Raw genomic sequence first — 18,274 nt, forward strand, 5'->3', positions numbered from 1 at the left:
GTCAACGACTACGACCTACCCAATGGCATCCCGGTGACCAGCCCCGGATGCGTGAGAGATGCAGTTGACGCAACGCTGTGACTGACCTACGGAACAAGTTCTTAGCCACTGTAACTTACCGCACCGTTGAATACAGCGGGTGCACTAATTCACAGCATCGGGAGGTCAGTCCGGCTGCGGCGCCTGTTCTCCGGAACTGGCGGGGCGTGACGAAGCCGCATTCCCCGTCGGACCCGAGCTGCCGAACAGGCCCGTTCGCGGCGGAGCTCCGTGACCGTGAACGCCTTCTGCATAGGCGGTTTCGGCGTGCTGCGAGAAGTCCACACCGGACACCTCGTCCTCGGCGCTGATGCGGAAACCGATGACCCTGTCGACAATTTTGGCCAGCAGGAACGACGCGGCGAACGCATAGCCCGCGACGACCACGACCGCGACCGCCTGCTTGCCGAGCTGACCGAAGCCGCCACCGTAGAACAGACCGCTCGCTCCGCCCGTCATCGTGGACGACGCGAGGAGACCGATCAGCAGGACCCCGACCACGCCGCCGACGAAGTGCACCCCCACCACGTCGAGTGAATCGTCGTAGCCGAAGCGGAACTTGAGGCCGATGGCGAAGGCGCAGACCACGCCGGCGGCCACACCCACCAGCGCGGCACCGAATGTGGTGACGGTCCCGCACGACGGCGTGATCGCGACCAGGCCGGCCACCACTCCCGACGCTGCGCCGAACGTCGTCGGCTTGCCATCGCGAACCTGTTCGACCGTGAGCCAGCCGAGCATGCCCAGACACCCGGCCACCAGTGTGTTCAGGAAGATGGCTGCGGCGGTCCCGTTCGCGGCCAGCGCCGAGCCCGCGTTGAAACCGAACCACCCGAACCACAGCAGTCCGACGCCGAGCAGGACGAACGGCAGGTTGTGCGGTCGCATCGCTTCCTTCTTGAATCCGATGCGCGGTCCCAGCACCAGCGCCAGCGCCAACGCCGAAGCGCCCGAGACGATCTCGACGACCAGACCGCCGGCGTAATCCAGCACACCCCAGCGCATCATCCAGCCGTCCGGAGCCCATACCCAATGTGCGACAACGGAGTACACCACGATCACCCACAGCGGCACGAAGACCACCCAGGCCATGAACTTGGCGCGGTCGGCGATCGCACCGCTGACCAGCGCCGCAGTGATGATCGCGAACGTCAGCTGGAACGTCACGAACAGCAGTTCGGGAACCTGCCCGTGCACGCTGTCCGGGGTGATGCCACTGAGCCCCACGTGCGCCAGGCTCCCGATCGCTCCGCCGGCGCGGCTGTCCGAGAACGCGAGGCTGTAGCCGGCGAGTAGCCACGCCACCGTGACCAAGGGAATCGCGATGAAGCTCATCATGATCATGTTCAGCACGCCGGTGGTGCGGACCATCCCGCCGTAGAAGATCGCCAGACCGGGCGTCATGAGAAGCACCAGGGCGGTGCTGGCCAACAACCAGGCGGTCGCTGCGGGGTCGATCTGATTCACGTGCGCACTCCTTCGGGCGGTCCCGGACGAGAATGTCGGCCCCGCGTTTCCACGACGAGGCGATCATGTTTCCGGAATGTTTCGCAGGATCTGCCGTCCTGCCGCCCTGCTGCCCCAGAACGGACAGCACATGGAGTGCGGCGCCGCTGCGTCAGCGGCCGTGTGCGGCGAAGAAGTCCGCGCCCGCCTGGCTGGCGTCGAACCCGAATCCGGTCGGCCAGACGTGGCCACCACCGCCGAGGATCACGAACTCGACCGCGGTGCCGTCGGCGCACCCCGTCGCCGACGAGCGGCCCGGGCTGTCGACCGGGGGCGGGCAGCCATCGATCGCGCGCCAGCGGTTGACGAGCTCAGGAGCCGAGACGATGACGCTCGGTCCGCCGCGACCGACCATGGGGCCGCCACCGAAGGGCACCACCGGATCGGCGTCACCGTGCACGGCGAGCACCGACACCGGTCGCGACGGCGCGCACGGGACCGTCGCGCCCAGCGTGCCCGCGACCGACACCACGGCCGCGACCAGATCCGCACGGTCGCAGGCCAGCCGCTGCGCCATGAAGCCGCCGGCCGACATGCCGGTGACGAACACCCGGCCCGGGCTGACCCCGTACTCGTTGGTCAGCTGGGTGATCAGCGTGGACAGGAAGCCGACGTCGTCGACGCCCTGCCGCTCGGGAACCGAGCCGCCGCGTCCGTCCGCCCAGCTCATGTCGACGCCGTCGGGGTAGGCCACGACGAATCCGTAACGGTCGGCGACCGCGTCGTAGTTGGTGAACGTCTCCTGGTCGCGACCGGTCTGGCCGGCACCGTGCAGGTTGATCACCAGGCCGGTCACGGCGCCGGGCGGTACGTGCACCGAGTAGGTGCGCTGCAGGCCGCCGACCTGGAGCAGGCCCTGAGCCGGGCCTGGGGCGGCACCCGCCGGCACGGCTGACGCGACGACGGTGACCACCGCTGCGGCCAGCGCGGTCAAGACACGGGCGACTCTTGCGGACACGGGCGCCAGTATTGACCCAACGGTTTCGGCCGAAACACGCCGGGGCACGGTGGTAGACACGGGATCAGTGTCCCCGACCGAGAGGAACAGACGGTGAACGTTGTCATCGCAGGTGGTCACGGCAAGATCGCTCTGATCACGGAACGGCTGCTCGCTGCGCGGGGGGACGCGGTCGTCGGACTGATCCGCAACCCCGACCACGCCGCCGACCTCGAGGCCGCCGGCGCCAGGCCCGTCGTCATCGACCTCGAGAAGGCGACGGTCGACGAGGTCGCCGGCCACCTGGCCGGCGCGGACGCCGTGGTGTTCGCTGCCGGCGCCGGCCCCGGCAGCGGGGCCGCCCGCAAGCAGACCGTGGACCGGGATGCGGCGATCCTGTTGGCCGATGCCGCCGAGGCGGCGGGCGTACGGCGCTACGTGATGATCTCGGCCATGGGCGCCGACGTCGACACCCCCGACGACGCGGCCGACGAGGTCTTCGTCGCCTATCTGCGCGCCAAAGGTGCCGCTGATGACGACATCCGCTCGCGCACAGGACTTTCGGCAACCATCGTGCGCCCGGGACACCTCACCGATGACGAGCCCACCGGCCGGGTCACGATCGCCGAGCACACGGGCCGGGGAAGCATCGCCCGCGCCGATGTCGCGGCGGTGATCGTCGACGTGCTCCACGACCCGCAGACCGAGGGCCGCACGTTCGAGCTGATCGCCGGGGACACCCCGATTTCCTCGGCGTGAGGAGACGCGAACTCGAGCACCGAACAGCTCGAGTTCGCGTCTGCTCGCCGGAAGACGATCAGGCCGGCGCGAACACGGCCTTGAAGCGGTTCAGCGACTCTTCGATGTCACTACGCAGGGCGCTGGCGACGACCATACCGATCGGACCGAACAGCGCCGGCCCGCCCAGGTGGACGTCGAACTGCACGTTCGACCCATCGGGGGAGGTGGTGGCGGAAGGCCGCACCTTGCCGATCAGCTTCACCTTCACTCCCCCGCGACCGACGCCGTTCAGCGTCATCGCCTCCGGCGGCTTGAAGTGCACGACAGTCCAATTGATGCGGTTGAGCATGCCCTTGACCTCGACGATCGAGTCGAGGGTCGTGCCCTTGTCGATGGTGTCAGGCAGCGGCGAGCGCCACACCCGGTGAATGGAGAGCCACTCCTTGTAGCGGGACAGATCCGAGGCGCTCTCCCACGCCTTGTCGGGCGGTAGCGGCACGTCGACGGAAACCGAGAGCTTGGCCATCGGCGCGTTACGAGATCGGAGGGGCCGTCGGCGGTTCCTGCTGCGGCGGCACCGGCGGATTGACCGTGCCGGGCTGTCCGGGCGTGCCGGGCTGCCCCGTCTGATCGGAGACGGCCTTCCTCGCCGCCTCCTGCACCTTGTCGACCGTCGACGCGTACTTGCCCTGCGTCTTCTTGTCGACGAGGTCACCGGCCTTGTCGATCACGGTGTCCACTTTGTCGGCGTTCTTGGAAAGAAGATCTTTCGCCTTGTCCAAAAATCCCATGCGCCCGACTTTACCGTTCTGGCGAACGCCACAGCCTGCGGGTTTCGCCGAGCACCCTGCCCTGCACCCACCAGATCACCTCGACCGCGGCCGCCCCGACCAGCCCGATGGCCAGCGCCGTCGACGTGGTCGCCAGGTTCGTCGGGTCGAGCAGGAACAGCTTCCAGGCCGCCGGCAGGCTGAAGATCAGCACGTAGGCCAACGCTGACGCGGCGACCAGCGCCACCCGCCACCATTCGTAAGGCCGGGCCACCACGGCCAGCACCCACAGCGCCGACACCAGCAGCGTGATGAGCGCCGCGGTCGAGGCCTGCGTCTGCTCGACCGCAGTGGCGGCCCGCCCCTGATAGGCCAGTAGATACGACACGAACGTCGCGATCCCGACCACCAGGCCCGAGGGCAATGCCGCGGTCATCACCCGGCGGACGAATCCGGTGTGCGCGCGTTCGGCGTTGGGTGCCAGCGACAGGATGAACGCCGGCACCCCGATCGTGAACCAGGCCGCGATCGTGACGTGGATCGGCTGGAACGGGAACAGCAGCGGATCGGTGCCGAAGATCTTGGCCGACAGGCCGGCCACACCGACGAGCACCGCGAGCAGCACCGAGTAGACGGTCTTGGTCAGGAACAGGTTGGAGACACGTTCGATGTTGCCGATGACCCGACGGCCCTCCCCCACCACGTAGGGCAGGGTGGCGAACTTGTTGTCCAGCAACACGATCTGCGCCACCGCGCGAGATGCCGAGCTTCCGGACCCCATCGCGACGCCGATGTCGGCGTCCTTGAGCGCCAGCACGTCGTTGACTCCGTCGCCCGTCATCGCGACGGTGTGCCCGCGCGACTGCAGCGCACGCACCATCGCCCGCTTCTGGTCGGGCCGCACCCTGCCGAACGTCGTGCACTCCTCCAGCGTGTCGGCCAGGCGGTCGTCCTCGGTGGGCAGTCGGCGCGCGTCCATCGTCTCGCCCGCCAAGCCCAGGGAGGACGCCACCGCGCCCACCGACACCGCGTTGTCCCCGGAGATCACCTTGACCGAGACCCGTTGGGAGGCAAAGTAGTCGAGGGTGTCGCGGGCATCGGGCCGAACGCGCTGCTCCAGCACCACCAGCGCGGCCGGGGTCACCGAACCCGGCGCCTGCGGATCGTCGACCGGCACGTCACTGGAGCCCAGCAGCAGCACGCGCAGACCCTGGGCACCGATCTGCTCGGCCTGCGCGGCCGCCGGCGACGCCGGGTCGAGCAGCACGTCCGGCGCCCCGATGACCCAGTTCCCGTGCTCGCCGTACGACGCGCCGCTCCACTTGGTGGCCGACTTGAACGGCGCGGTCGCGGTGGCCCGCCAACCGGGCGGCATGCGGTAGGCCTCGGCGATGGCGGCCATGCTGGCGTTGGGCCTGGCGTCATCGGCGGCGAACTGGGCCAGCACCTCGGTGACCTCGCTCCCGTCCAGCGGCTCGACCTCGCTGACCCGCATGCCGTTCTCGGTGAGCGTGCCCGTCTTGTCCGCGCACACCACGTCCACCCGGGCCAGGCCTTCGATGGCGGGCAGCTCGTTGACCAGACACTGGCGCCGCCCCAACCGGACAACGCCGACGGCGAAGGCGATCGACGTCATCAACACCAGGCCCTCAGGCACCATCGGCACCAGCGCGCCGACCATGCGCAGCACCGATTCCTGCCAGCCCGCGTCGGTGGTGAACAACTGGGTGTAGATGATCAGCGCGCCGGCCGGCACCAACAGATAGGTGATGAACTGCAGGATCTTGTTGATGCCGCTCCGCAGTTCGGACTTCACCAGCGTGAACTTGCTGGCCTCCTCGGCGAGCTTGGCGGCGTATGCCTCCCGTCCCACCTTGGTGGCGCGATAGACGCCGCTGCCGGCCACCACGAAGCTGCCCGACATCACGTGTTCGCCGGGGTGTTTGGCGATCGCGTCGGCTTCGCCGGTCAGCAACGATTCGTCGATCTCGAGGTTCGCCGCCTCGACGACGTCACCGTCGACGATGATCTGGTCGCCCGGCCCGAGTTCGATCAGATCGTCGAGTACCACCTCGCTCGGCGGGAGCGGCGCCGTCCCGGAAAGCCTCCGCACCAAGGGTTTCGCCTGCCCGACGATCGCGAGCTTGTCCAGGGTGCGCTTGGCCCGAAGCTCCTGGATGATGCCGATCCCGCTGTTGGCGATGATCAGCAGGCCGAAGGCACCGTTGATCACCGACCCCGTCGACAGCACGATGACCAACAGCACACCGAGGATCGCATTGATGCGGGTGAACACGTTGCCGCGGATGATCTCCGAGACGCTGCGCGCGGCGCGGGTCGGCACGTCGTTGGTCTTGCCCGCGGCGATGCGCTGGGCGACCTCGGCATCGGAGAGTCCTGTGGTCACCGGATGAACACTCCCTTGCCCTCGGCGTTGTAGTAGTCGAGCGTCAGACGCGGACCGTCGAACGTCGCCGACGCCACCGTGCCCGGTGGCGCGTTCTCGGTGATGAAGTCGTAGGCGAATGTGTTGCCGTCCCAATGCCGCAGCGGCACATCGAGATTCGCTCCGATCCGGAGTTTCAGCACGCCGTCGGCTTCGGTCACGATGGCCGGACCCCAGAAGTCGTTGCGATAGGTCCCCAGATAGCTCGCCAGCGGAGCATGCGGCGCGGGGTCGGCGGGGGGCTGCTTGCCAGACAGAGAACCCGTCGGGGCGTCGATCTTCTCGAACGCCTTCGCATACAGGTTGCGCCAGTCCTGCCTGATCTCGCCGAACTGCACCAGGTCGGCGAACTCGGCGGTCAGCGTCTCGGGCACCCCGGTCGGCGTCGCGTTGGTGAGCGCGACGATCGCCACATCGGCCGACGGAAGGATCAGGACGTTCGTGCCCGCGCCCAGTTCGAACGCGCCGGAGTGACTCAGCTCGGTGCGCGCCGCCGACGTGGTTCCCACGTTGAAGCCGAACCCGTAGAAGCCCGTGCGCATCGCCGGTTCGGTAGCCGGGCTGGACACCGACTGGGGGGTCAGTGCGGGGAGCAGCGCCGCCGGGTCGATCACCTGCCGGCCCTCGTAAGTCCCGTTGCCCAGCACCATCGCCAGCCAGTGCGTCATGTCGGTCACCGAGGCGCTGGCCCCGCCGGCGGGGGCCTGGGCGTCGGCGTCGCGGACGAACTGCGGCCGGTAGGTGCCGTCGATGCGGATGTGGCCGATCGCGATCGGGGCGGCGGGCGTAGTCGGCGAAGCGGTAGCTGGCCGTCGTCATGCCGAGCGGACGGAACAGGACGTCGGAGGCGAGGTCTTCCCACGGTCTGGTCGCAGCGGCGGCCGTCGCCTCGGCTCCCGCGGTGAATCCGAAGTTCGTGTAGGCGTAGGAGATTCGGAACGGGTCGAGCGGATAGTCGCGCAGTTTCTCCAAGACCTGCCTGCGGTCGTCGCCCAGATCCTCGAGCAGGTCGCCGGCGTGGTCGGGCAGCCCGGAGCGGTGCGACATCATGTCGCCGATCGAGACCATCGAGGTGACGGCCGGATCGGCGAGCGCGAACCACGGCAGCTTCGACACGATCGGGGTGTTCCAGTCGACGGTTTTGACTCCGACCTCGTGGGCCACCACCGAGGCCGACAGTGACTTGGACACCGACGCCAGCTGGAACACGGTGTCCGGTCCGACGGCGTTCTCCGATCCGTCGGGGCGGGTCAGATCCTTCTTGCCGAAACCCCTCGCGTACACAGTCTTTCCACCGTGTACCACGGCGACGGCCATCCCGGGAATGCGCGAGGACGTCATCAGCTCCTCGGCGAGCCCGTCGAGCTTGGCCACCGCCTTGTCGACCGCGCCCTCGGGCAGCGGCATCGCCGGCACCAATGGCGGGGGTGTGTCGGCGCTCTGACTCGGGGGCGACGCCGTCGTCGTCGGATTCGACGAGGGTCCGGCGCCGCAGCCGGCGGCCAAGAGGGACAGCACGGCGAGCACGGCCAGCTTCATGATCGAAACGGTAACCCGCGGCGGTCCGCTAGAGCCGCCACCACGGATCGAAGTCCGACTCGCCGTCCACCCGGCCGCCGGGGATGGGCACCGCGATCCGCACGCCTTCGGCGTCGGCGGCCACCACCAGCCGCTCCGCCGGTTCGGCCCACGGATGCGGCGCCAACCGGAACGTCGCCCAGTGGATCGGCATCATCAGTCCGCCCTCGGTCACGTCGAGGTGCGCGCGCACCGCGTCCTCGGGGTTCATGTGGATGTCCGAGAACGCGGGGTGATACGCGCCGATCGGGAGCAGCGTGAGGTCGAATGGCCCAAACTCGGCGCCGATCTCGGCGAAGCTCTTCGTGTATCCGGTGTCACCGCCGAAGAACGCGCGATGCTTCGGCCCCATGACGACCCACGACGCCCACAGCGTGGTGTCGCGGGTGAACAGCCGGCCGGAGAAATGCCGGGCCGGCGTGCAGACCAGCGTCAGATCCCCGATGCGGTGGGATTCGTGCCAGTCGAGTTCGACGATGCGGCTCTCCGGAATGCCCCACTTGCGCAGATGCGCGCCGATGCCCAACGGCACCAGGAACGGCGCCCGCTGGCTGTGGGTGAGTGCGATGACGGTGTCGATGTCGAGATGGTCGTAGTGGTCGTGGCTGATGACGATCGCGTCCACCGCAGGCAGCGCCTCGATCAGCAGCGGCACCTCGTGCATGCGCTCGGGACCGACGGCTCGCGACGGCGAACACCGGCGGCTCCACACCGGATCGGCCAACACGCGGTAGCCGTCGATCTCGATCAGCGAGCTGGAGTGGCCGTACCAACTCGCCGCCGCGGTCTGCGCGTCCGGGTGCACCTTCGGCGGGTCGGCGATGGGGATGGGCCCCGGCGGCTTACCCGAGGATCCGGCGTTGGCCAGATCGCGCAGCAGGGTGCGCTGCGCCTGCCGGTCCATCGTCATGCCCGACGGGGGCTCCAGGTTGACGAACTTGCCGTCGCGGTACTGCGGCGAGCGCCGAGCGACCGGAGCGATCTCGGCGGGCGTGGCGCCCAGCGATGCCGAGGTGCCCTGCAGCGCCCGCAGCACCCAACCGGCACCCAGCAGAGAGGCTGTCCCGAACCCGAAGCGCAGCGCCGCGGCGAACATCAGGCGCCCAGGAATTTCGGCGCGCGCTTCTCGATGCGGGCCACCTGCGCCTCGATGATGTCGTGGCTCTTCCAGGCCTTGTCGAACAGCTCCTGGTGCGCGGGCCACGGATCCTCGTAGGCGCCGTCGTCATTGAGCACCCGTTTGGCGTGCTGTAGGGCCAGCGGCGCGTAACCGGCGATCTCCTGCGCCCAAGCCTGCGCGTCGGCCAGCGTGCCGATGCGGTTGGCCATCCCGGTCTGCAGCGCCGCCTCCGAGGTGAGCCGCTCGGCGGCCAGCAGCATGCCGCGTGCCCGGCCGGCACCGACGAGGGAGGTCAGCCGGCGGATGCTCCAGTTGTCCAGCGCGATGCCGTACTTGGCGACCGGGAACTGGAAGTAGGCCTCCGGCGCCACCACCCGCAGATCGCAGATCATCGACAGGATCACCCCGGCGCCGATCGCCGGGCCGTTGACCGCGCCGATCACGGGCACCGGCGCCCGGTCGATCGCCAGGTTGAGGGCCCGCGCCTTGTCGGGCAGCTCGTCGGCGACGCCCTGGCCGCCCGACAGATCGGCGCCCGAACTGAAGACGTGCCCGCCTCCCGTGAGCACGATCGCGCGGACGTCCTCGGTGCCGGCTTTCTCGATCGCCTCGCGCAGACCGTCGACGAGTTCGGAGTTCAGGGCATTGCGCCGCTCCGGACGCTGCATCTCGAGAGTCAGCACATGGCCGTCACGGGTGGCTTCAATCATGGGCCCAGCCTATTAGCCTCGAGCTGTGAGCCGGATCCGCGCCCTCGAGCTGCGCGACGCCGTTCTCGACGAGGAATCGTTCGTGAGCTGGGATTCCGCGCCCCTGAAGGTCCCGATGTCTGACACCTATCGTCATGAATTGAGCACTGCCGGCGCGGCCACCGGGCTCGACGAGTCGGTGCTGACCGGCGAGGGCCGGGTGATGGGCCGCCGGGTCGCGCTCATCGTGTGCGAGTTCGAATTCCTCGCGGGTTCCATCGGGGTGGCCGCCGCAGAACGCATCGTCGCGGCGGTGCACCGGGCCACCGCCGAGCGGCTGCCGCTGCTGGCTTCACCAAGTTCGGGTGGCACGCGCATGCAGGAGGGCACCGTGGCCTTTCTGCAGATGGTCAAGATCACCGCCGCCGTACAGCAGCACAAGCAGGCCCATCTGCCCTACCTGGTGTACCTGCGGCACCCGACGACGGGTGGAGTGTTCGCGTCGTGGGGCTCTCTCGGCCACGTCACCGCGGCCGAGCCGGGCGCGCTGATCGGGTTCCTCGGCCCGAGGGTCTACGAGCACCTGTACGGCGAACCGTTTCCGGCCGGGGTGCAGACCGCGGAGAACCTCCGGCGCCACGGCGTCATCGACGCCGTCGTGCCGCTCGATGTCCTGCGCGCCACCATCGACCGCACGCTGACCGTGGTGTCCGATCCGCCGGGCACAGCGCCACCCGCTCCCCCGGCCGAGCCGCTGCCCGACGTGCCCGCCTGGGACTCGGTGGAGATCTCCCGGCGGCCGGATCGGCCCGGAGTCGGTGCTCTGCTGCGCCACGGCTCCACGGAGCGGGTCCTGCTGTCGGGCACCGGGCAGGGCGAGGGGGCGACGACGCTGCTGGCGCTGGCCCGCTTCGGCGGCCAACCCGCCGTCGTGCTCGGTCAGCAGCACGTGGTCGGCGGTGTGGTCGGACCGGTGGCTCTACGGGAAGCGCGGCGCGGCATGGCGCTCGCGGCCGGTCTGCAGCTGCCGCTGGTGCTCGTGATCGACACCGCGGGCCCGGCGCTGTCGGTCGAGGCCGAGGAGGACGGCCTGGCCGGGGAGATCGCGCGCTGCCTCGCCGATCTGGTCATGCTGGACACCCCGACCGTGTCGATCCTGCTGGGGCAGGGCAGCGGCGGCCCCGCCCTGGCGATGGCACCGGCCGACCGCGTGATCGCCGCGCTGCACGGCTGGCTCGCGCCACTCCCGCCCGAGGGGGCCAGCGCGATCGTCTACCGCGACGTCGACCACGCCCCCGAATTGGCTGCGGCACAGGGAATCCGCTCCGCCGACCTGCTACGAAGCGGCATCGTCGATGCGATCGTCCCCGAACATCCCGACGCCGCCGAGGAACCTCGGGCGTTCATCGGCCGCCTGTCGGACACCATCGCCGCGGAGCTGCAAGCCTTGCGGGCGGTGCCCGCGCTCGAGCGGCTGGAGGCCCGTATCGCACGGTACAGCCGCATCGGCCTGCCCTGACTTCTCAGGCAAGTAACGCGAATGCACCGATCGCAGCCTGAACGGCGAGCCCGCCGAGGGCGAACCACGCGGCCGGGCGCTTCCTGGCCACCTGCGAGATCACCACGGCGAGGGTGAGCATCAGCACGGCCACGCCGCCGTAGCGCAGCACGGGGCCAGCACCATGGGAAAGGAACATGGCTGCGCGCCAACAGAACCCCTGTAGAAGGAGCAGCACCACCGCGCCGGCGAAATCCTTGAGCCGTCGGTCGTCGTCGCGGCTCACCTCAGACCTCGATCGGTGGGTGGAGCCGCTCCATCGTGTACTGCCTGTTGCGTCGCGCCGCCCACGAGCTGGCGGCCAATGAGGCCAGCAGCACCGCCGAGAGGACCGCGATCGCCGTCCACAGCCGAGCATCCACCCCGCCGACGATCAGCTGGCGTAATCCGTTGACCGCATAGGTCATCGGATCGAAGGGATGCAGGATCTGGAACGGCTTCGCGGTGGTCTCGACGGGGTAGATGCCGCCCGCCGACACCAACTGCAGCATCAGGAACGCCAGGGTCGCGACACGGCCGACCGCGACACCGAGCACCGCGTTGAACGCCTGGATCAACGCCAGGAAGGCGCCGGCGACCAACGCCAGGAACGCGACCGTGGCCAGCGGGTAGGTGGCGTGGAGTCCGACGCCGAAGTGCACGACCACGTACATGACCACCACTTGGCAGACCACGATCAGCAGGCCCGGCCAGTACGACGCCAGCACCACACGCAGCGCGCCCAATCCGTTCACGATGGGTCGAGATTGCAACGGCGTCAACAACATCCACACGATGAGTGCGCCGATGAACAGAGCCAGCGGCAGGAAGAACGGCGCGAAACCGGTCCCGAACGTCGCCGCCGGGTGGGTGTTGCGCAGCTCGAGCTCGGTCGGTGCGGCGAGTGTGCGCGCGACCTCGGTGCGCTGCTGCGGGTTCCACGACGGGATCTGCTCCGCGCCCTGACGCAGGCGGGTCGCCAGCTCCTGACCGCCGGTGCGCAGCTGCGCGGTGCCCTCGGCGAGTTGATGCGCTCCCGAGGACAATTGGTTTCCTCCGGCGGCCAATTGGCCCAAGCCCGCGTTGAGGCGCTGCGCACCGGAATCCAGTTGATGGACCCCGTCGCGCAGCTGTGCGACGTCGGAACGCAGACCGCCGTTCAGGGCTCGTGTCAGGAATGTCCGCAGCCGGCTGTTGGGGTCACCGAGTTCTCCCTCCAACGTGGCGGCGCTGTCTCGCAGCCGGACCAACCCGTCATCGGTGGTGGGATCGATGCCCTGGGCACGCAGCAGGCGCTGCGCGCCGGCGAGGGCCTGCCCGGCGTCGCGCACCGCAGGATCCGGGTTGTTCTGCAGGAACCCGACCGCCTGATCGACGATCGCGGCCGCCTGAGCACTGCTGACGTTGAGCGCGGCGATCCGGTCGGTCGTCGACCGAACCGCACCCGAGAGGTGCTGCGCGGCGCCGGCTACCTCGTCGGGGTTCAGGCCCAACCCTCCCACCCGGTCGAGCACGTCGAGCAGTGGTGCGGTCGCCGTGTCGACGGACCCGCTCAGGCGCTTGGTTCCCGCCGCGAGTTGCGCCGATCCTGTCTGCGCGGTGCGCAGGCCCGAGGTCAAGGTGTCCGCGCCCCCGGCGAGCCGGTGAGCGCCGTCGTCGGCGGAGACCAGACCATCGGCCAGTTGCTGGGCACCGCCGGCCGCCTGGTCGAGACCCGAGCCCGCATCGGCGAGACCGTTCACCACGGTGCCGATACCGCGTTCACCGATCTTCGCGTTGACCTGGTTGAGGATTTCCCGCGAGGCGTTCTGTCCGATGACGGTGCCGAGGTAGTTGTTGGCATCGTTGAACGTGAACTGCAGCGGGGCCTGCGCCGGACGGGGTCCCGCCGGTGAGGCCACCCGCTCGGAGAAGTTCTCCGGCAACGTGATCGAGAAGTAGAAGCGACCGTCGGCCACCCCGTCGGCGGCCTCCTGCGCGGAGACCTCGGTCAGGTCCAGCTGGCCCGAATCGAGCAGCGCGCGGGCGACCTCGTCACCCGCGTTCACCTGCGCGCCCTGCACCTCGGCACCACGATCGGCATTGACCAGCGCGACCGGCACCTTGCCGACCTCGGCGAACGGATTCCAGAACGCCCACAGATACATCGCGCCGTAGAGAAGTGGCAGCAGGACGATCGTGGCGAGCGCGATCCGCGGCATCAGCCCGTGCGAGTACCGCTTGAGATCTGTGCCCAGTGACATGCCGGCCAGCACCACTACGCCCCACCTTCCTGATGTCCCGCCAGTTCGGCGCGGGAGACGCCTGCCACCGGAATTTCTCGCAACCCGGGGCGGGCGGCGACGCCGTTGACGCTCGCCGTCAGCACCGTCTGTTCACGGCCGAGATCGACCAGTCGGTCGACCAGCACCTCTCGGTTCGCATCGCTGGTGACCTGCTCGAGATTGCCCACCACCAACAGCGCGGGTCGGCGCGTGTTCGCCAGCGCGATGCGCAGCAGCAGACCGTCGAGTTCGGTGAGCTCCTCGACGAACTCCGAGCGCGGCGGCAGCGGCAGCTCACCGAACACCGGCCCGCACACACGCCTCAGGTCGTCGTCGTCGGCACGGCGAATCAGCCTGTACCAGGGCGCATCCCAGCGCAGCTGCTCGGTGATGAGGTCACCCACGGTGACGGACTCGGCGACGGTGTCGAGTTCGTCGATGCCGGCCAGGGCCGCAACGGCGAAGATGTCGCGGGCGCGGGTCCGTCCGAACACCGACAGCGACCCCGACGTCGGGCGCATCCGTCCGGCCAGGGTCATCGACAGCGCGGTTCGTCCCGACCCGGCCGGGCAGACCATGACCGTCACCCCCGCCGCGGGGACGTCGAGGTCGACCGGCCCGTACACCGGCCCCCACGGCCCACGCACGGTGAGCCCCCGGGCGGTGATCGCCGGCACGGCAGCAGGATCTTCGGGGGCTGAATCCGTGGACGCGTCCGGCACCAGCCAATCCCACCACATCCCCCGGTGGCATTCTGGGCATGTGGAGGCGCTGTTACAGTTCGCCGGCAACTACTGGTGGCTGGTCTTCCCGCTCGGCGGGGTGATCGGCGGCGCCGCGCGCGGCATCTCGGCGGCCAACGAACGCCGCGCCCAGCGCAGGCTCGAGCGGTACCGCATCAAACAGGAGACCAAGGTCGCACTCGCCCGGGAGAAGGCCGCCGGACAGTCGACCGCCGAGGGCCGGCGCCGAGAGCTGACCAAGGTGCTCGAGCGCCACGATGCCACCGACGCCCGCTGGCTCTCCTACGAGATGGATGTCGCGAAACTGCTGGATTTCCCGGTGATGACGGACATGCGGGAACCGCTGACGCTGGCGTTCCACAAAGCGAAGAGCCGGGCGGATCTGCTGCGGCCGGCGCACCCCAACGACCTCGTCGGCGACCGTGATGCCGCGGCAGGGTATCGCGACGCGGTCGGCGACTACGTCGCGGCGTTCGACGCAGCCGAGGCCGAAGCGACCCGACGGCGCCGCAGCGACTTCTCCGCCGACGACCAGGGCCGCCTGGCCCGCGCCCAGCACCTGCTGCGGTTGGCCGCCGACGACGCCGCCACCCCGCAGGAACGCCAAAACGCCTACGGCCGTGCGCAGAAGGAGCTGGCCGGACTGCTCGTGCTGCCGGTCGCCACCCGCGCGGCGATCGAACGCAAGGTACTCGGCGAACTCGAGGCATGAGCCCGCCGCGGGCGGTCGGTAGCCTCACCGACGTGGACTACGAAACGCTCCAGTGCACCGTCGACGCCGACGGGGTCGCTCTCTTGACGCTCTCGCGGCCCGAGCAGCTCAACGCCTTCTCCGTGACGATGGCCCGGGAACTGGAGCAGTTCTTCGCCGTCGACGCCTACGACGCCGCGATCCGTGCCGTCGTCGTCACCGGCGCCGGCCGCGCGTTCTGCGCAGGAATGGACCTGTCGGCCGACGGCAACGTGTTCGGTCTCGATGAGAGCCTCGCGCCCACCCCCGAACAGATGCGGGCCGAGTACGCGAGCGAGCCCCTGCACAGCGGCATTCGCGACACCGGCGGCCGCGTCACCCTCGCGATCCACGCGCTCCCCAAGCCCGTCATCGCGGCGATCAACGGCGCCGCGGTCGGCATCGGCGCGACCATGACGTTGGCCATGGACATCCGGCTCGCGTCGGAGAACGCCCGCATCGGATTCGTCTTCGGCCGTCTCGGCATCGTGCCCGAGGCCTGTTCGTCATGGTTCCTGCCGCGGCTGGTCGGCATCCAGCAGGCGCTGGACTGGGTGTATTCGGCCGACATCCTCTCCGCCGAGGACGCGCTGCGTGGCCGGCTGCTGCGCTCGGTGCACCCGGCGGATTCGCTGGTCGCCGATGCGGTCGCGCTGGCCCGCAGCTACGTGTCCGGACGTTCGCCCATGGCGCTGGCGCTGGCCAAGCAGCTGCTCTACCGCAACGGCGCCGCGGAAACGCCGCTGCAGGCCCACCTCAGTGACTCGCTGGCGATGTTCTACACCTCCATCGGCGACGGCAAAGAAGGCGTCGCGGCGTTCCGGGAGAAGCGGCCACCGAACTTCACCGGCAGCGCCACCGAGTTGCCGCGGATCTTCCCCGAGGACTGAGCTCAGGCCAGCGCTGGCTCAGCCCAGGTGGATCGACCGCACGGGGATGTACTGCACGGGAAACGTGACGTCATCGCTGCCACCGTGACCGTCGTACACGGTCACGGTGATCGGTTCGCGGACGACACCCCGGCCGGCGACGGGAACACGGGTCGGAGTGTAGGTGAACGATCCGTCTTGCGCGACGACGACGCTACCTCGTGAGGTCTCACTCACCTTGTAGGACAGCACATCTCCATCGGTGTCCAGCGCCGAGACCACGCCGCGGATCTGTCCGGTTGCCGGATCTGGCGAGCCCACCGAGCCGACGGCGACCGGCGCACTGTTGGCGGGCCGGATCTTGACGGTGACCTCGAGGTTGCGGACGCCCCCATTGCCGTCGTCGACGTGCACGATGAACGAGTCAAATTTGTCTGCCTCAGTCGCATCGGGACGCGCGGCAGCATGGCGGGCCTCGGCGTTGGGCAGGTAGGTGAGGGTCCCGCGGGTGTTCATGACAACGGTGCCCTTGGCCGGCATCGTGGACACCGAATAGGTCAGTGGGTTTCCCTCTCGGTCGTAGCCGAATACCCGGCCGGTCACCGCACCGGCCCGAGTGGCCGCACTCGTGTGTGACCACACAGTCGGCGGCGTGTTGGTGATGGTCACGTCCCGTTCCAGCCGGATGTTCTGCGGCGGGAAGTCGACTTCCTCGGCACCGCCGTGGCCGTCGCTGACGGTGATCCGGAACGGCTCACGCCAGACACCCTGCTCGGCGGCATTGGTGGGCGTGTAGACGAAGGTGCCATCGGAGTTGACGACCACAGTGCCCTTGGTGGTTTCACTCACCGTGTACATCAGTGCATCACCATCGGAATCGAGAGCCGATACGACACCGCTGATCGTTCCGGTGGTCTTGTCAGGCCGGCCGATCGACCCGACAGCCACCGGGCGCTCGTTCTCGGGGCGGACGCGCACGGTCATCTCGAACGTCCTGGTTCCACCACGGCCATCATCGGCGGTGACGACCAACAAGTCTGTCTTGTCTGCATCCGTCGCGTCCGCTCGAGCCGCGGCGTGCCGCGCCTCCTCGGTCGGGGCGTAGACGAGGCGGCCCTGCGCATCGATCACCGCAGTGCCCTTCGCGGGTGGAGTGGACACGGAGTAGGTCAGCGGATTGCGATCCGGATCGAACCCGAACACGTGCCCCGTGACGGTACCGGTGCGCCAGCCCGGCAGACCCACCAGCGTCGCTCCCGTCGGCGAAGAGTTGCCTTCCTCGAGTGCCGACCGATCGCGGTCCGACGCGCCCGGAACCTCGCGATCTGTTGTGCGAGCGCGCGCACCGAACTCTCTTAGGGTGCCGCGAAGAACAGTGCTCGCGATCAGCGAATCGCTCGACGAAGTGTCCGGCGGGCTGGGAGCCGGTCGTGGGCGCCCGCCTCCGAGCACCCTGGTCCGATCACGTACGTTACTGGGAACCTCGTCACTCGCAGTCGAAGCTATTCGTCGGCGGCTTTCGTCGTCGCGCTGTGCTGCTGCTCTAGTGCGCCGAGGCGACTTCTCGGCCTCGGCATCTTCCCTGGGACCACCGGAACGCACCGTCGCAGAGGTGTCACTGCCCGTACTGTCCGCCGAGGTCGGAGTGGCCTGCGCAACAGGCTGATTCGCCAGTATTGCCCATCCGATACCGCAGGCGATCGTCCATCCACCCACCTGGCCCCATTGTCGCGCGCTGTTCATGTTCCCCCGGTGTCCGAGTTTGCTACCTGTGCAGACTAAGCGCTCGTTCGGCCGACACCCGTCATTCGGCGAAATCGGATGGGCCTGCTCTTCACGCCAGCGCCAGTGCGGTGAGCATGGCGCCGGAGGTGACGAGCAGCAGCGGCACGCGCAGCAGGTTGCGGCGCGTCCAGCGCACCGCCGCGGCCTCGTCGACGTCGGCGGGGTCGGTGCGTTCGAACTCCGCGGCGCGCGGGATGAGGTCGAAGAGCGCCCACAGCCGCATCGCGGCGTGGCTGACCAGCGCCACCAGCAGAGCGGTCCCGATCGCGGAATCACCCCACGTCAGGATCAAGGTGAGGATGAGCAGCACCTCGAACACCACGGGGGCGGGGAGCCAGAACCGGACGCGGGCAATGCCGCCATTGCGCGACTGGATCAGTCCGGGGCGCCGCGGCCAGTACGGATCGACGACGAGCACTTCGTAGAGCGCAGCGCCCAGGCAGATGCAGGCCGCCAACGTGGTCGCAGCGAGCAAGATGAGCGTCGGGGTGGACACGAGACCCGATTATCCCGGTGTCAG

The 18,274-nt window shown here is 69.0% G+C and carries 17 protein-coding genes and 1 pseudogene; 4 read left to right on the forward strand and 14 right to left on the reverse strand.

Features of this window, described 5'->3' with window-relative positions; translation table 11 throughout:
- Positions 1-165 precede the first annotated feature (165 nt).
- Both ACZ50N_RS21530 and ACZ50N_RS21535 read right to left on the reverse strand, forming a co-directional pair.
- Positions 166-1,506, reverse strand: a complete 1,341-nt coding sequence (locus ACZ50N_RS21530; protein WP_464473738.1) for an ammonium transporter — start codon at positions 1,504-1,506, stop codon at positions 166-168.
- 151 nt (positions 1,507-1,657) lie between these two features.
- A complete protein-coding gene (locus ACZ50N_RS21535) occupies positions 1,658-2,503 on the reverse strand; it encodes a CE1 family esterase (RefSeq protein ID WP_464473739.1) in 846 nt (281 codons plus the stop codon).
- A 93-nt stretch (positions 2,504-2,596) separates the two neighbouring features.
- Between ACZ50N_RS21535 and ACZ50N_RS21540 the strand changes: the two genes are divergently transcribed.
- On the forward strand, positions 2,597-3,241 hold the full coding sequence (locus tag ACZ50N_RS21540; RefSeq protein WP_073683722.1) for an NAD(P)H-binding protein: 645 nt from the start codon (positions 2,597-2,599) through the stop codon (positions 3,239-3,241).
- Positions 3,242-3,299: 58 nt separating this feature from the next.
- On the opposite strand, the gene ACZ50N_RS21545 is transcribed toward ACZ50N_RS21540, so the two are convergent.
- From ACZ50N_RS21545 to ACZ50N_RS21575, 7 genes and pseudogenes are all read right to left on the reverse strand, one after another.
- Positions 3,300-3,749, reverse strand: a complete 450-nt coding sequence (locus ACZ50N_RS21545; RefSeq protein WP_046363799.1) for a type II toxin-antitoxin system Rv0910 family toxin — start codon at positions 3,747-3,749, stop codon at positions 3,300-3,302.
- 7 nt (positions 3,750-3,756) lie between these two features.
- Positions 3,757-4,014, reverse strand: coding sequence for an antitoxin (locus ACZ50N_RS21550; protein ID WP_464473740.1), 258 nt, complete (start codon positions 4,012-4,014; stop codon positions 3,757-3,759).
- A 10-nt stretch (positions 4,015-4,024) separates the two neighbouring features.
- Positions 4,025-6,400 carry an HAD-IC family P-type ATPase gene (locus ACZ50N_RS21555; RefSeq protein WP_048423958.1) on the reverse strand — a complete coding sequence of 792 codons (2,376 nt, stop codon included), beginning with the start codon at positions 6,398-6,400 and terminating at the stop codon, positions 4,025-4,027.
- Positions 6,397-7,107: a serine hydrolase gene (locus ACZ50N_RS21560; RefSeq protein WP_464475691.1), complete on the reverse strand. Its 711-nt coding sequence runs from the start codon at positions 7,105-7,107 to the stop codon at positions 6,397-6,399. Before ACZ50N_RS21560 ends, ACZ50N_RS21555 begins: the two co-directional genes overlap by 4 nt.
- A gap of 94 nt (positions 7,108-7,201) precedes the next feature.
- A pseudogene (locus tag ACZ50N_RS21565) lies at positions 7,202-7,978 on the reverse strand (serine hydrolase domain-containing protein); the annotation flags it as partial.
- 28 nt (positions 7,979-8,006) lie between these two features.
- Positions 8,007-9,113 (reverse strand): MBL fold metallo-hydrolase, encoded by a 1,107-nt coding sequence (locus ACZ50N_RS21570; RefSeq protein WP_464473741.1) that lies wholly within the window; start codon positions 9,111-9,113, stop codon positions 8,007-8,009.
- Positions 9,113-9,847, reverse strand: a complete 735-nt coding sequence (locus ACZ50N_RS21575) for an enoyl-CoA hydratase (protein ID WP_046363804.1) — start codon at positions 9,845-9,847, stop codon at positions 9,113-9,115. Before ACZ50N_RS21575 ends, ACZ50N_RS21570 begins: the two co-directional genes overlap by 1 nt.
- A 25-nt stretch (positions 9,848-9,872) precedes the next feature.
- On the opposite strand from ACZ50N_RS21575, the gene ACZ50N_RS21580 reads away from it, so the two are divergent.
- The gene (locus ACZ50N_RS21580) at positions 9,873-11,345 is read left to right on the forward strand and encodes a carboxyl transferase domain-containing protein (RefSeq protein WP_464473742.1); all 1,473 of its coding nucleotides are present in this window, start codon (positions 9,873-9,875) and stop codon (positions 11,343-11,345) included.
- 4 nt (positions 11,346-11,349) lie between these two features.
- Here ACZ50N_RS21580 and ACZ50N_RS21585 read toward each other — a convergent pair whose 3' ends face one another.
- Genes ACZ50N_RS21585 through ACZ50N_RS21595 form a run of 3 tightly spaced genes read right to left on the reverse strand, consistent with a single transcriptional unit; the run spans position 11,350 to position 14,367 of the window.
- Positions 11,350-11,610, reverse strand: coding sequence for a hypothetical protein (locus ACZ50N_RS21585; protein WP_046363806.1), 261 nt, complete (start codon positions 11,608-11,610; stop codon positions 11,350-11,352).
- A gap of 1 nt (position 11,611) precedes the next feature.
- Entirely contained in the window at positions 11,612-13,606 is a 1,995-nt protein-coding gene (locus ACZ50N_RS21590; RefSeq protein WP_205879285.1) for a YhgE/Pip domain-containing protein, read from the reverse strand.
- Positions 13,607-13,620: 14 nt separating this feature from the next.
- Positions 13,621-14,367, reverse strand: coding sequence for an ATP-binding cassette domain-containing protein (locus ACZ50N_RS21595; protein ID WP_048423952.1), 747 nt, complete (start codon positions 14,365-14,367; stop codon positions 13,621-13,623).
- A gap of 22 nt (positions 14,368-14,389) precedes the next feature.
- Between ACZ50N_RS21595 and ACZ50N_RS21600 the strand changes: the two genes are divergently transcribed.
- Together ACZ50N_RS21600 and ACZ50N_RS21605 are read left to right on the forward strand one after the other, a co-directional pair.
- Positions 14,390-15,082, forward strand: coding sequence for a hypothetical protein (locus ACZ50N_RS21600; RefSeq protein ID WP_464473743.1), 693 nt, complete (start codon positions 14,390-14,392; stop codon positions 15,080-15,082).
- A 32-nt stretch (positions 15,083-15,114) separates the two neighbouring features.
- The gene (locus ACZ50N_RS21605) at positions 15,115-15,990 is read left to right on the forward strand and encodes a crotonase/enoyl-CoA hydratase family protein (protein WP_464473744.1); all 876 of its coding nucleotides are present in this window, start codon (positions 15,115-15,117) and stop codon (positions 15,988-15,990) included.
- An 18-nt stretch (positions 15,991-16,008) separates the two neighbouring features.
- Here the strand turns inward: ACZ50N_RS21605 and ACZ50N_RS21610 are convergent, their stop codons facing one another.
- Both ACZ50N_RS21610 and ACZ50N_RS21615 read right to left on the reverse strand, forming a co-directional pair.
- The gene (locus ACZ50N_RS21610; RefSeq protein ID WP_464473745.1) at positions 16,009-17,214 is read right to left on the reverse strand and encodes a cadherin-like domain-containing protein; all 1,206 of its coding nucleotides are present in this window, start codon (positions 17,212-17,214) and stop codon (positions 16,009-16,011) included.
- A 589-nt stretch (positions 17,215-17,803) separates the two neighbouring features.
- Entirely contained in the window at positions 17,804-18,250 is a 447-nt protein-coding gene (locus ACZ50N_RS21615; RefSeq protein ID WP_464473746.1) for a hypothetical protein, read from the reverse strand.
- Positions 18,251-18,274: the final 24 nt, after the last annotated feature.

The sequence above is a fragment of the Mycolicibacterium obuense genome (assembly GCF_055397605.1).

Coding starts and splice junctions, on each gene's coding strand:
- ACZ50N_RS21545 (WP_046363799.1), bottom strand. CDS start 3,749: ATGGCCAAGCTCTCGGTTTCCGTCGACGTGCCGCTACCGCCCGACAAG.
- ACZ50N_RS21550 (WP_464473740.1), bottom strand. CDS start 4,014: ATGGGATTTTTGGACAAGGCGAAAGATCTTCTTTCCAAGAACGCCGAC.
- ACZ50N_RS21560 (WP_464475691.1), bottom strand. CDS start 7,107: ATGACGCACTGGCTGGCGATGGTGCTGGGCAACGGGACTTACGAGGGC.
- ACZ50N_RS21570 (WP_464473741.1), bottom strand. CDS start 9,113: ATGTTCGCCGCGGCGCTGCGCTTCGGGTTCGGGACAGCCTCTCTGCTG.
- ACZ50N_RS21575 (WP_046363804.1), bottom strand. CDS start 9,847: ATGATTGAAGCCACCCGTGACGGCCATGTGCTGACTCTCGAGATGCAG.
- ACZ50N_RS21590 (WP_205879285.1), bottom strand. CDS start 13,606: ATGTCACTGGGCACAGATCTCAAGCGGTACTCGCACGGGCTGATGCCG.
- ACZ50N_RS21595 (WP_048423952.1), bottom strand. CDS start 14,367: ATGTGGTGGGATTGGCTGGTGCCGGACGCGTCCACGGATTCAGCCCCC.